This window comes from Microbacterium insulae, from assembly GCF_042677065.1.
In the GTDB taxonomy this organism is placed as follows: Bacteria; Actinomycetota; Actinomycetes; order Actinomycetales; family Microbacteriaceae; genus Microbacterium; species Microbacterium insulae.
Genome location: NZ_JBHTII010000002.1, coordinates 552,710 through 565,521 on the forward strand (window position 1 = coordinate 552,710; position 12,812 = coordinate 565,521).

General features: G+C 69.5%; 10 protein-coding genes. 1 reads left to right on the forward strand and 9 read right to left on the reverse strand.

All coding sequences use genetic code 11. The features are described 5' to 3' along the window. Window position 1 precedes the first annotated feature (1 nt). The 7 genes from treZ to rpsP form a co-directional block, all read right to left on the reverse strand. Entirely contained in the window at window positions 2-1,732 is a 1,731-nt protein-coding gene (treZ, locus tag ACFQ0P_RS15255; protein ID WP_204979491.1) for a malto-oligosyltrehalose trehalohydrolase, read from the reverse strand. After that, window positions 1,729-4,071: a malto-oligosyltrehalose synthase gene (gene treY / locus ACFQ0P_RS15260; RefSeq protein ID WP_204979492.1), complete on the reverse strand. Its 2,343-nt coding sequence runs from the start codon at window positions 4,069-4,071 to the stop codon at window positions 1,729-1,731. Before treY ends, treZ begins: the two co-directional genes overlap by 4 nt. Window positions 4,072-4,080: 9 nt before the next feature. Then, window positions 4,081-6,294: a glycogen debranching protein GlgX gene (glgX, locus tag ACFQ0P_RS15265; RefSeq protein WP_204979493.1), complete on the reverse strand. Its 2,214-nt coding sequence runs from the start codon at window positions 6,292-6,294 to the stop codon at window positions 4,081-4,083. 153 nt (window positions 6,295-6,447) lie between these two features. Next, the gene (gene trmD, locus ACFQ0P_RS15270; RefSeq protein ID WP_204979494.1) at window positions 6,448-7,131 is read right to left on the reverse strand and encodes a tRNA (guanosine(37)-N1)-methyltransferase TrmD; all 684 of its coding nucleotides are present in this window, start codon (window positions 7,129-7,131) and stop codon (window positions 6,448-6,450) included. Between the two features lie 53 nt (window positions 7,132-7,184). Continuing rightward, the gene (gene rimM / locus ACFQ0P_RS15275; protein WP_204979495.1) at window positions 7,185-7,844 is read right to left on the reverse strand and encodes a ribosome maturation factor RimM; all 660 of its coding nucleotides are present in this window, start codon (window positions 7,842-7,844) and stop codon (window positions 7,185-7,187) included. A gap of 1 nt (window position 7,845) precedes the next feature. Then, a complete protein-coding gene (locus ACFQ0P_RS15280) occupies window positions 7,846-8,076 on the reverse strand; it encodes an RNA-binding protein (RefSeq protein WP_055965452.1) in 231 nt (76 codons plus the stop codon). A 4-nt stretch (window positions 8,077-8,080) separates the two neighbouring features. Next, a complete protein-coding gene (gene rpsP / locus ACFQ0P_RS15285; protein WP_204979496.1) occupies window positions 8,081-8,521 on the reverse strand; it encodes a 30S ribosomal protein S16 in 441 nt (146 codons plus the stop codon). A 253-nt stretch (window positions 8,522-8,774) separates the two neighbouring features. Between rpsP and ACFQ0P_RS15290 the strand changes: the two genes are divergently transcribed. Further along, entirely contained in the window at window positions 8,775-9,935 is a 1,161-nt protein-coding gene (locus ACFQ0P_RS15290) for a glutamate--cysteine ligase (RefSeq protein ID WP_204979497.1), read from the forward strand. Here the strand turns inward: ACFQ0P_RS15290 and ACFQ0P_RS15295 are convergent. Beyond that, window positions 9,932-11,614: a glycosyltransferase gene (locus tag ACFQ0P_RS15295; RefSeq protein ID WP_378772738.1), complete on the reverse strand. Its 1,683-nt coding sequence runs from the start codon at window positions 11,612-11,614 to the stop codon at window positions 9,932-9,934. The two genes, ACFQ0P_RS15290 and ACFQ0P_RS15295, sit on opposite strands and share 4 nt — an antisense overlap. After that, a complete protein-coding gene (locus tag ACFQ0P_RS15300) occupies window positions 11,611-12,771 on the reverse strand; it encodes a hypothetical protein (protein WP_204979498.1) in 1,161 nt (386 codons plus the stop codon). The genes ACFQ0P_RS15295 and ACFQ0P_RS15300 overlap by 4 nt, the downstream gene beginning before the upstream one ends. Window positions 12,772-12,812 lie beyond the last annotated feature (41 nt).

A 12,812-nucleotide genomic window follows, 5' to 3' on the forward strand; every position in this document is an offset into this window, starting at 1 on the left:
CTCACGCGCGGATCCGGACCACGACGACCGCGGACCGGCCCGGGAGTACGGCGACACCGTCCTCGACCGCGGCCGCGGCATCCGTCGCCAGCACGATCTCCCACCCGGGCGGCACCGGCTGGCTGACCGACGACGTCGAGAAGTTCACGAGCACCTGCACTCCGGGTCGCTCGAGCCGGAACCATCTCGCCTGCTCGTCCGCGGACGCCGTCACGCGACGGAAGTCGGGATCGGTGAGCGCCGGAATCTCTCGGCGCAGCCCGAGGAGCCGGCGATAGAGCTCGAGGATCCGGGCGTGCGGCTCGGCGTCCCGCTCGGCCCAGTTCAGGCGCGAGCGCGAGAAGGTCTCAGGATGCTGCGGATCGGGGACGACCGACTCGTCCCAGCCCATACGGGCGAACTCGGCCTTGCGACCGCGCGCGGTCGCTTCGCCGAGCTCAGGCTCGGGGTGCGAGGTGAAGAACTGCCACGGCGTGGAGGCACCCCACTCCTCCCCCATGAACAGCATCGGGGTGAACGGAGCGAGCACGGTCAGCACCGCCGCGATCGCGAGACCGCCGGGATCGAGCGTCTGCGACAGGCGGTCCCCCGCTGCGCGGTTGCCGATCTGGTCGTGGTCCTGCGAGAAGGTCACCAGCCGCCACGTCGGGATGCGCGGATCGATGGGGTGGCCGTGATCGCGTCCCCGGAACGACGAATACGTCCCGTCGTGGAAGAACCCGCGGGTCGAGGCCTTGACGAGAGCCGAGAGCGGGGCGAAGTCGGCATAGTAGCCGCTCGTCTCGCCCGTGAGCGCGACGTGGAGCGCGTGGTGGTAGTCGTCGTCCCATTGGGCGTCCAGACCGTAGCCGCCGGCCTCACGGGCCGTGACGAGGCGGGCATCGTTGAGATCACTCTCCGCGATGAGGGTCAGCGGGCGGCCGAGATGCGCGCTGAGCGCGCCCACGGTCTCGGCGAGCTCCTGCAGGATGTGCAGCCCGCTTCGATCCTTCAGGGCGTGGACGGCGTCGAGGCGGAGGCCGTCCACGTGGAAATCCCGCAGCCACATGACGGCGTTGTCCAGGATGTATCTGCGCACCTCGGGTTCGTCGAGATCCACCGACGAGCCCCACGTGTTGGATTCCGCGTCGCGCAGATAGGGTCCGTACTCGGGCAGGTAGTTGCCGCTGGGCCCGAGGTGGTTGTAGACGACGTCCTGGATCACCCCGAGCCCGGCCGCGTGGCAGGCGTCCACGAAGCGCTGGTAGGACGCCGGCCCGCCGTACGCCTCGTGCACGGCGAACCACAGCACGCCGTCGTAGCCCCAGTTGTGGACGCCGTTGAAGGCGTTCACGGGGAGGAGCTCCACGAAGTCGACGCCGAGGTCCACGAGATGGTCGAGGCGGGCGGCGGCAGCATCCAGCGTTCCCTCCTCCGTGAAGGTCCCGACGTGGAGTTCGTACACGACGGCACCGGCGAGCTGGCGTCCGGTCCACGTCGTGTCCTGCCACGTGTGGGCGGTCGCATCGAACACGGCGCTCAGCTCGTGCACGCCGCGCGGCTGGCGGCGCGACCGGGGGTCGGGACGCACCGGCCCGCCGTCCAGGACGAATCCGTACTCCTCACCCTCGCGGAGCGCGGTGTCGCTGCGCCACCACCCGTCGGCCGCGGGGCGCATCGGGAGCGTTCCCCCGCTCTGCGGCGCGTGAAGGGCGACGCTGCCGGCCCGCGGCGCCCACACCGCCGGGATCACGACTCGTCCTCCGCAAGGAGCGCCACAGGATAGCGGTCGAAGAGCGCCTCGAGCGGGGTCTCGCCGCCCGCCAGGCGCCGCCCCGTGAGGACGTCGGTCAGGGGTCGCTTCCTCGTCATCAGCACCGTGTCCTCCCACGCTGATCCGGATGCCTCGCCTCGGCGCGCGAGGCCGACCGGCAGCCTCGTCGCCACCGCCACGACCCCGCCACGATCCACCGCGATCGCGTGGCGGGCGGCGCCGCCGGAGACGGAGGCCGCGGCGTAACGCGTGAAGAGTTCGGGGCGGTCTCGCCGCAGGCGCAGCGCACGAGCGGTCACGAGGAGCTTCGCCGCGCCGCTCGCGTCCACCGGCGGGAGCTCTCCCGTCTCGATGCGTCCCAGGATGCCGCGACGCTCGGCGAAGTCGACCGGCCGTCGATTGTCGGGGTCCACGAGGCTCTGCTCCCACAGTTCGCTGCCCTGGTATACGTCCGGCACGCCCGGACCCGTGAGCTGCAGCAGCTTTGCCGAGAGCGCGTTCGACCAGCCGGCCGCGGCGATCTCCGAGACGAACGTCTCGATGAGGGCGGAGACCGTCGGGTCGTCGAAGGCCGCGTCGACCAGCGCGTGCATGCGCGCCTCGAACGCGGCGTCCGGATCGAGCCAGGATGTCGCATCCCCCGCCTCCCTCGCGGCCTTCTCGGCGTAGGCATGGAGGCGCTCGCGCGACGCCGGCCAGGCACCGATCACCGCCTGCCACAGCAGCGCGTCCAACGGGCCGTGCCCGGTGGTGGCGGCATCTCTCAGCCGAGTGAGGACCTCGTCCCAGCGGCGGGGGATCTCGGAGAGGACGGACAGGCGAGCGCGTACATCCTCGCCGCGCTTGGTGTCGTGGGTGGAGAGCGTCGTCATGCCGTGGGGCCAGGCGGCGTGCCGCCGCGCCTGGGCGCTGTGGAAGGCATCGACCTCGAGCGCGAAGACCGACGGATCTGCACCGACCTCGGTGAGCGTCCCGAGTCTGGTCGCACGGTAGAACGCGGTGTCCTCGACGCCCTTGGCCATGACCATTCCGCTGGTCTGCTGGAAGCGCAGCGCCGCGGGATGCCTCGGATCGGCAAGCCGCGGCACGACCCGGTCGAAGGCGGGGGCGAGGTCTGGCCGATGCTCCCTGGCGGCGGCCACCGCGTCGTCGAGGTGCTCCCGTCCGGCGGGAAGATAGGACCGGTACACGGGGAATCGCGCGAGGAGCTCGGCCACGGCGTCCTCCGTCGCCGCGTCGTCCGCCGCGTCGAGCTCACGGGCGATCCGGCGCACCTCCGACCGCAGAATGCCGTCGGCGATCCCACGCTTGGTCTCGGCGATGAGCGCGTGCCATGGCGCAGCGGGCGGAAGACCGGACTCCTGCCGGAGGCGCGCGTCCAGTCCATCGAGCTCGACCTCGCCGTCGGGGTCGACGAGGACGCGGTCGATCTCCGCGAGCGCCTCGTAGCCGGTCGTCCCCTCAGCGGCGAAGAAGGACGGGAGGTCCTCGCCGTGCTCCAGGATCTTCTCGACCAGCACGTACGCGCCGTCCGTGAGCTGCGCGAGCCGATCGAGATACTCGACGGGCGCACGGAGGCCGTCCGGGTGATCGACCCGCAGTCCGTCCACGAGCCCGGTTTCGAACCAGCGAGCGATCTCGCCGTGGGTCCGCGCGAACACCTCGGGGTCTTCCACGCGGACGGCGGCGAGGCTCGAGACGCCGAAGAAGCGCCGATAGTTGAGGTCGGTCGCCTCACGGCGCCACGACATCAGCTCGTAGTGCTGCCGCCCGTGCACGGTGAGGACGTCGGCACCGTCTTCCGTCGACCCCGGCGCGAGGGGGAACCTGTGGTCGTAGTAGCGCAGCTCGCCGGCCTCGAGTCGAAGGGAACCGGCCGCCGCGGCATCCGTCAGCTCCTCCCCGAGCACCGGAATGCGCACCCGGCCCTTGCCGAAGTCCCAGTCGATGTCGAAGGACGACGCGAAGGCGGACGCCCGACCGTGCATCAGGACGTCCCACCACCAAGGATTCTCGACCGGGCGCGCGACCCCGACGTGGTTCGGGACGATGTCGACCAGCACGCCGAGCCCGGCGGCGCGGAAGACGCGCGAAGCCCGCTCGAGACCCTCGGGGCCCCCGCGAGCCGGATCGATGCGGGTCGGATCGACCACGTCGTAGCCGTGGTCGGAACCCTCGGACGACGCCAGGATCGGCGACAGGTACACCGCGTCGACGCCGAGGCCGACGAGGTAGTCGGCCAGGCCGGCCGCGTCGTCGAGCGTGAACGACGGCCGGATCTGCAGTCGGTAGGTCGAGGTGGGGCGGAATCCGGGCACGCGTCCTCCTCAGCGGCTGAGCTCTGCGCGCGGCGCGGCGCCGGGCACCTCGTCGGGACCGGCGACGCTGGTCACGGCGAGAGAGGCGGCGACCGTGTGCCCGACCTCGGGCTCCGGCAACTCGTGCTCCCGCAGCACCATGAGCGACCGCCCGGGGACGGCGAGCGACGAACCCGGCTCAACGGGTGCGGTGTTCGCGTGCTCGCCCGCGGTGTCGACGACGACGTCCCACTTGGGACTGAATTCATCGGCCGGGATCTGGAAGTCGACGACGTCGTCGCCCGCGTTGAACAGGATGATGAAGTGGTGATCGGAGATGGCGGCGCCCCTCCGGTCGCGCTCGCGGATCCCGTCGCCGTTGAGGAACACGGCGACGGCCCGGCCGAATCCGGAGTCCCAGTCCTCGGGCTGCATCTGGCTGCCGTCGGGCCGGGCCCACACGATGTCGGGGATCGGCGCTCCCTCTTCGCGCCGCACCGGGCGACCGTCGAAGAACCGGCGACGGCGGAACGTCGGGTGCTCGCGGCGCAGGCGCGCGAGCGCCGCGGTGAACTCGACGAGCGGATGATCCGCGGAGGACCAGTCGACCCAGGTGATCTCGTTGTCCTGCGCGTAGCCGTTGTTGTTGCCGCCCTGGGTGCGCCCGAGCTCGTCTCCGTGCAGCAGCATCGGGACGCCCTGCGACAGCATCAGGGTGGCGATGAAGTTGCGCTGCTGACGGGCCCGCAGCGTCAGCACGTCGGGGTCGTCGGTCGGCCCCTCGACGCCGCAGTTCCACGACCGGTTGTCGTCGGCACCGTCGCGTCCGTCCTCGCCGTTGGCGTCGTTGTGCTTGTCGTTGTACGACACGAGGTCTCGCAGCGTGAAGCCGTCGTGGGCGGTGACGAAGTTGATGGATGCCACGGGCCGGCGCCCCGAGTGCTCGTACAGGTCGGCGGAACCGGTGAGCCGGGAGGCGAACTCGCCGAGGGCCTGCGGCTCTCCCCGCCAGAAATCACGGACGGTGTCGCGGTACTTGCCGTTCCACTCGGTCCACTGGGGTGGGAAGTTGCCCACCTGATATCCCCCGGGTCCCACATCCCACGGCTCGGCGATGAGCTTGACCTGGGACACCACCGGATCCTGCTGGACGAGCTCGAAGAACGTGGCGAGGCGATCGACCTCGTAGAACTCGCGGGCGAGCGTGGAGGCGAGGTCGAAGCGGAACCCGTCGACGTGCATCTCGAGGACCCAGTAACGCAGGGAGTCCATGATCAGCTGCAGGGTGTGGGGGTTGCCGGCGTTGAGGCTGTTGCCGGTCCCGGTGTAGTCGGTGTAGTACCGCTTGTCCTTCTCCTCGAGGCGGTAGTAGGCCTCGTTGTCGATGCCGCGCATGGACAACGTCGGGCCGAGATGGTTGCCCTCGGCCGTGTGGTTGTAGACGACGTCGAGGATGACTTCGATACCGGCCGCGTGCAGCGCCTTCACCATGCCCTTGAACTCCTGCACCTGCTGGCCGAGCTGACCGCTCGAGGCGTAGGAGTTCTGCGGAGCGAAGAACGCGATGGTGTTGTAGCCCCAGTAGTTCGACAGGCCCTTCTCCTCCAGCACGGAGTCGTTGACGAACTGGTGGACCGGCATGAGCTCGATAGCGGTGACACCGAGCTTCTGCAGGTGCTCGATGATCGCGGGGTGCGCTATCCCACTGTAGGTTCCCCGGATCTCCTCGGGGATGTCGGGGTGCAGTTCGGTCAGTCCGCGCACGTGGGCCTCGTAGATGAAGCTCTCCGCATACGGGGTCTTGGGCTGGCGGTCCCCGCTCCAGTCGAAGAACGGATTGACGACGACGCCCTTCATCTGGTGTGCCGCGGAATCCTCGTCGTTGCGGGAGTCCGGGTCCCCGAAGTCGTACCCGAACACCGGCTGTCCCCAGGTCACCTGGCCGTCCACGGCCTTCGCGTAGGGATCGAGCACGAGCTTGTTCGCGTTGAACCGCTTCCCGGACGCCGGGTCGTACTCGCCGTGGACGCGGAAGCCGTAGCGCTGTCCGGGCTGCACCGTCGGCAGGTAGCCGTGGTGGACGAAAGCGTCGACGTCGACCAGCGGCACCCTCGTCTCGGTTCCGTCGTCGTCGAAGAGGCACAGCTCGACGCTCTCGCCGCCCTCGCTGAAGAGGGCGAAATTCGTCCCGCTGCCGTCGAAGGTCGCTCCGAGCGGGTAGGGGGATCCGGGCCAGACCTGCATGCGACCTCCACGTGTGACGAGGACTTCACGATATCGAGGACGACAGATCCGAATCGGGGCTGGTCATCGGGCATCGGGTGAGGTAGGCGGCCCACCGCTCGCATTCTCACATGGTCGACCCGCTGCCCGGCGGACGGGATCGAGGGGCAGCGCCTAGCCCTCGGGAAGCAGGTCGGGGCGGAGTGCGCGAGTGCGGGCCAGGCTCTGCTCGCGCCGCCAGGCCGCGATGGCGCCGTGATTGCCGCCGAGGAGCACGGAAGGCACCTCGTGGCCTCGCCAGACCGCGGGCTTGGTGTAGCTCGGGTACTCCAGAAGCCCGCCCTCGTGGGACTCCTCGACGAGGCTCTGCGGATTGCCGACGACTCCGGGCACGAGCCGGGATACCGCCTCGACGACAGCCATCGCGGCGACCTCACCGCCGTTGAGCACGTAGTCGCCGAGACTGATCAGCCGGACACGACCGCGGGCCGAGTAGTGGTCGACGACCCTCTGATCGATCCCCTCGTACCGTCCGCACGCGAAGACGAGGTGGCTCTCCTGCGCGAGCTCGCGCGCCATCGACTGCGTGAACAGCTCGCCCGCCGGGGAGGGTACGAGGAGCACCGCGTCGTCGGTCAGCACCTCGTCCAGCGCTTCACCCCACGGCTCCGGCTTCATCACCATTCCGGCGCCGCCGCCGTAGGGGGTGTCGTCGACCGTCCGATGACGGTCGTGGGTCCACTCACGCAGGTCGTGGACGCGAAGATCCAGGATGCCCCGATCCCGCGCCTTCCCGATGAGCGAGACGTCGAGGACATCGAAGAACGCCGGGAAGATCGTGACGATGTCGACGCGCATGGGATCGAGTCTAGGCATCCGCTCGCCGGCGGACCGGCAGGGGATGCCGCGGCTCAGGCGTCGGTCGGCTCGTCATCGCGCGGACCCGCCTCGTCGCCGGGGATGTCCTCGAAGAGGCCCGCCGGCGGCGTCACCACGACGCGGCCGCCCGGGACGTCGACCTCGGGCACGATCGCCTTCACGAAGGGCACGAGCACCTCGCGCGCCTCGCCCGAGGCGTCCTCCCCCGTCGTCCGGACGATGAGGAGATCCTGCGCCGGCATATGGTCCACGCGCACGACACGACCCACCGTCTCGCCGTCTCGGACCACAGCGAGGCCGACCAGCTGGTGATCGAACCACGCGTCGTCCTCGGTGGGATCGGCAGCGGTGTCCTGGTCGACCCAGAGGATCGCGCGGATGAGCTCCTCGGCCGCACCGCGGTCGTCGACGCCCTCGAAGAACGCCACGGGATGAGAGTTCATCCAGCGGAACTCGCGCACCGTGAGGGGCTTGCCGTGCCATGGCGAGGACTCGGGAACCTGGAGTGTGAAGGTCGCCCCGGGGGTGAATCGTCCCTCGGGGTCGTCGGTGTACAGCTCGAGCTTGATCGCGCCCTTGAGGCCGTGGGCCTTGACCAGGCGTCCGACGCGGAGTTGCGTCTTTCCGGTGGGCGCGGGAGCCTTCACCGGATCGTCCGGGCCATCGCCCGGCTCGAGAGCGTCGCCTGACACCTCAGTCGTCCGCGACGTCGACGCGGACGCGCCTGCCGTCGGCGAGCGCGCTGATGAGGGTGCGCAGGGCTTTGGCCGTGCGTCCGCCGCGCCCGATCACGCGACCCCGGTCATCGGGGTGGACGTGCACCTCGAGGACGTCGCCTCGCGGCGACGTGGACGAGTCGATCCGCACGGCGTCGGGGTGATCGACGATCCCCTTGACGACGTGCTCGAGCGCGGCGGCCAGCAACGGATTACTCGGCGGACTCGGCGGACTCGGCGGCCTCGTCGGCCGCGTCGGTCGCCTCGTCGGCGGGAGCCTCGGCGGGCTCCTCGGTCTTCTTCTCGGCCTTGGGCTTGATGACCGACTTCTTGGACGAGTCGACCTCGAAGGCGCCCTTGTCCTCGCGGGTCTTCACGGTCGACACGGCGTTCTTGTCGCCCTTGAAGGTGCCCCAGTCGCCGGTGAGCTTGAGGATCGCGAGGACCTGCTCGGTGGGCTGTGCGCCGACACCCAGCCAGTACTGCGCGCGCTCCGAGTCGACCTCGATGAACGAGGGCTCCTCGGTCGGGTGGTACTTGCCGATCTCCTCGATCACGCGACCGTCGCGCTTGGTGCGCGAGTCGGCGACGACGATGCGGTAGTAGGGCGCACGGATCTTTCCAAGGCGCTTGAGACGAATCTTGACAGCCACGATTCTCCTGAATGTGTGGGAAGTGAACGAACCGGACGTCCGGGAGAGTGGGGTGCACACCCGGCGGAAGCTCTGAGGAGGACCTCCCCGCTGGATAGAGGGTCGAGCGGGTGATCCGACCCTTTATTCTGCCAGATCGCAAGAGGCCCCGCGAACCGGCCTCGCGAACGGGCACGAGAACCCGCCGCCGCGCCGATGACGCGCCGTGCGGCGAACCGCCCTCGCGGGCGCGCGCCCGTGCCAAACTGTCGCCATGACGGTGCCCTTCGCGACATCCTCCCGCTCCTCCGTCGGGCTCGAATGGGAGCTCATGCTCGCCGACGGGGACACCGGGGATCTCGCGCCCCGAGCACCCGAGGTGCTCGCCGACCTCGAGGAGCGCACGGCGCTCGAGCGCTACACCGTGACCGGAGAGCTCCTCACGAACACGGTGGAGGTGACGAGCGGCATCGGCGACACGGTGGCGGCCGCCGTCGACGACATCGCCGACGCGATCGCCGCCGTCCGGACCGAGACGACGCCGCTCGGGGTCGAGCTCCTCTGCGCCGGCAGCCATCCCTTCGCGCAGTGGTACGACCAGCAGATCACCGACAAGACGCGCTACCACAAGCTCATCGAGCGCACCCAATGGTGGGGGCGCAACATGATGATCTGGGGCATCCACGTGCACGTCGGGGTGGACGACGTGCACAAGGTCTTCCCGATCATCAACGCGCTCGCGGTGTACCTTCCCCATCTCCAGGCGCTCTCCGCGTCGAGCCCGTTCTGGGCGGGCGAGCGGACCGGGTACGCCTCCAACCGCTCCCTCGTCTTCCAGCAGCTGCCGACGGCGGGACTTCCCTGGCCCCTCGAGTCGTGGGCCGAGTTCGAGGGATACCTCGACGACCTCGTGCGCACCGGCGTGATGGAGGATGCCACCGAGGTGCGGTGGGACATCCGCCCCGCGCCGCGCTGGGGAACCATCGAGGTGCGCGCGTGCGATGGCATGTCCACCCTGCCCGAACTCGCCGCCGTCGCGGCGCTCGTGCAGTCCCTGGTCGAGCACTTCTCGCGCGAGCTCGACGAAGGACGCGGCATCCCCCAGCTCCAGCCGTGGTTCGTGCGGGAGAACAAGTGGCGCGCCGCCCGGTACGGGCTCGACGCCCGGGTGATCGTCGACCGCGACGGCACGCAGGTTCCGGTCTCAGAGCATCTTCGGGACACACTCGAGCAGCTCGAGGACATCGCCGTGGAGCTCAAGTGCGTGCGCGAGCTGGCCGGCATCCGCACCATTCTCGACGAGGGTGCCAGCTACGCCCGGCAGCTCCGCGTGGCGGATGCCGCAGACGGCGACCTGCGGGAGGTCGTCCGGCACCTGATCCGGGAGTTCCGATCGGGCCCGACGCTGCGCGAGCACCTGGCCGGCACCGCCTAGGCGGATGCGGGCGCGGTGGCGGGACCGACGATGCCCTCCACCGTGAAGTGGGACATCCCGTGCTCGGTCTTCTGCCAGTAGTGCGGTTTGGTGATGAGCTGCCACAGCGCCTTGTACGACGCGAGCGAGTGGAGCAGCCAGTAGACGGGATTGAGGATCGCCCACCCGACGAGCCAGAACGCGCCCCGCTTGTACGGGCCCATCATGTTCAGGTACACCATCAAGGCGTTGCCGATGAAGAAGTTGAGCAGGCAGATCCAGAGGATGACGGGCGGGAACTCGGGTGCCGGATTCGCCCACGGGATGAGGAACGACACGACGGTGAGGGCGGTGAAGGGGATCACGCCGAGGAACGTCAGCGGCGTGCCCGCGATGAGCAGGCTGAACGACGCGAACCGCCGCAGGCCGATCCGCCGGATCAACGCGAACGGCCGACGCGCGTGGACGAGCGCGGTCTGCATGTAGCCCTTGATCCAGCGGCTGCGCTGGCCGATGAAGATCCCCAGACGGGAGGTCGCCTCCTCCATCGTCGTCGAGTCCACGACGCCCACGCGGTAGCCGAGCGCGCTCGCCCGGATGCCGAGATCGGCGTCCTCCGTCACGTTGTAGGGATCCCAGCCGCCGAGCTCGCGCAACGCGGCCGTGCGGAAGTGGTTCGACGTGCCGCCCAGCGGGATCGGCAGGTCCCGAACGTCCAGGCCCGTGAGCATGTAGTCGAACCAGTAGCTGTACTCGAGGGCGAACATGCGCGTGAGGACGTTCTCGCGCGCATTGAAGTAGTTGAGTGCCGCCTGCATGACCACGACCGACGGGTCCGCCCGGGAGAAGGCGACGACGGTTTTCTTCAGCTGGTCGGGCTCGGGCGCGTCCTCAGCGTCGTAGATCACGAGGAACTCGCCGCGCGCGACATCCAGACCGACGTTGCAGGCGCGGGGCTTGGTCTGCGGCGATCCCTTGGGCACGGTGACCACCAGGAAGTGCGCCGGCGGGTCCGATTCCGCGATCGCGTCGCGCGTCTCCGAGTCCTCCTCCTCCACGAGGATGATCACTTCGAGCTTCTCGGTCGGGTAGTCCAGTCGCCCCAGGTTCTCGACGAGGCGTCCGACGATGCGCGCCTCCCGGAACACCGGGACGAGCACGGTGTACATCGGAAGCTTCTCGTCGCCGAGCGCTGCGATCTCGTCGGGCCGCACGCGTGCCACCAGGTCGTACCGCGAACCGCGGAGGGCGATGAAGAACTTGAACAGCGTGCTGGCGAGGAAGACCACACTCGCGATGCCGATGAGGACGAGCGCGGTGGTGAGCGGCCACACGATCGCACACGCGATGAGGATGACGAGCAGGAGGACACCGATCACCTTCTGCGACGTGGACAGCACGTAGCGGGCGGAGAGCACCGGGTCCAGTCGATAGAGGCCATCGGCCGCCTGCTCAGCGTACTCGGCGCGGAAGACCTCGGTGAGAGCGGCGACGATCGCGCCCTGCTCGACCCGTCGCTCCTGGATGGGCGCGTCGACGATCTGCTCGATGCGCGCGCGCCGACGCGGGGCCAGCGGGCTGGATGCGGCCACCTCGACGACGCCGGCGACCCGGCGTACGGGCATCCAGCCCTCGTTCGCGTAGGTGACCCGAAGCTGCGGGTCCAGCAGCCGCCGGTCGACCTCGATGGCGTCGGTCACCACGCGCCTCCCGTCAGCGTCCGCATCCACGCGGCCACGGTCGCGTTGTCGAATGCCTGAGCCCACCCGATCACCCACAGCAGCACCGAGGTCGCGCAGACCACCACGACGCTCGCGACCGTCGCCGGCTGGGGCACGACCGCCACCGCGACGAGGAGCATCAGAAGGTAGTTGATGCCCGCGACCCCCGGAGGCGTCAGCCCCACGATGAAGGCGACGAGGATCATCGCGGTCATCACCGGGGCGACGAGGCCCACGCCGGGATACCTGAGCGCGAGGGAGGTGAGCACGACGACGACCGTCGGGGCCAGATAGAGCAGACCGGAGGGGCTCACGAGGTACGAGGAGACCTCCGCGGCGCGGTCGGGGTTCCACTCCACGGTGCCGCCGACCATCGCGAGCGGGCCGAGCCCGAACGCGACCCCCAACAGGACGAGCGAACCGATCAGCGCAACGGTCGGAAAGGCGACGACGATCGCGTTGGCGGTGCGCGAGGCCGAGCGCGAGCGCACGAGGAAAGCCGCCGCCACGGCCGCCGCGATCGCGACGAACAGACCGGTGGAGTCGGACAGCGCCGAGCACGCGAAGAGGAGGCCGGCGCGGAATCCGGCCTGGGTGTTCGCGTATGTCACGAAGCGCACGAGATCGACCATCCCCACCCCGAAGAAGGTGAGGCCGAGCGCTGCCTCGAAGCTCGTGGTCATCACGTACGCGAACATGGGAGTCAGCGCGAGGGTCAGGATGAACACGACCCGTACCGGCCGGGAGAAGTCCTTGCGCTGCATGGACTGGATGATGAGCTGGATCAGGAAGCCGCCGACCAGGGCACCCGCGATTCCGAGACCGAAGGCGCCGCCGGGGATGATCACCGCGAGAACACTGGTGAGCATGGGGTACAGCTCGGCAAGAGCCACGACGTCGGACGAGCCCCAGGGCAGACTGTCCACCCGCTGCGCGAGCGCGCCGTTGGCCGTTCCGCTCCAATCGCCGCCCGACGCGATCTGGAACCAGACGGCGACGGCCACGAACGGCAGCGCAGCGAGGAGCCGCAGCCCCCAGCGCAGCGACGCCCTGCGCGGGTACTTCTGGATCCGCCCCGAGTCGCTCTCGACGAACAGCGGCGCGTCGCGGGCGAAGACGCTTTCCACCGTGGTCACTTCGTCCTGCCGATCCCCCCAGATCGATTGCGGTCCCCAGT

What these genes read in the sequence shown, in the direction of transcription:
- glgX (WP_204979493.1), bottom strand. Translation starts at nt 6,294, where the DNA reads ATGCAGGTCTGGCCCGGATCCCCCTACCCGCTCGGAGCGACCTTCGAC.
- trmD (WP_204979494.1), bottom strand. Translation starts at nt 7,131, where the DNA reads ATGCGCGTCGACATCGTCACGATCTTCCCGGCGTTCTTCGATGTCCTC.
- ACFQ0P_RS15290 (WP_204979497.1), top strand. Translation starts at nt 8,775, where the DNA reads ATGACGGTGCCCTTCGCGACATCCTCCCGCTCCTCCGTCGGGCTCGAA.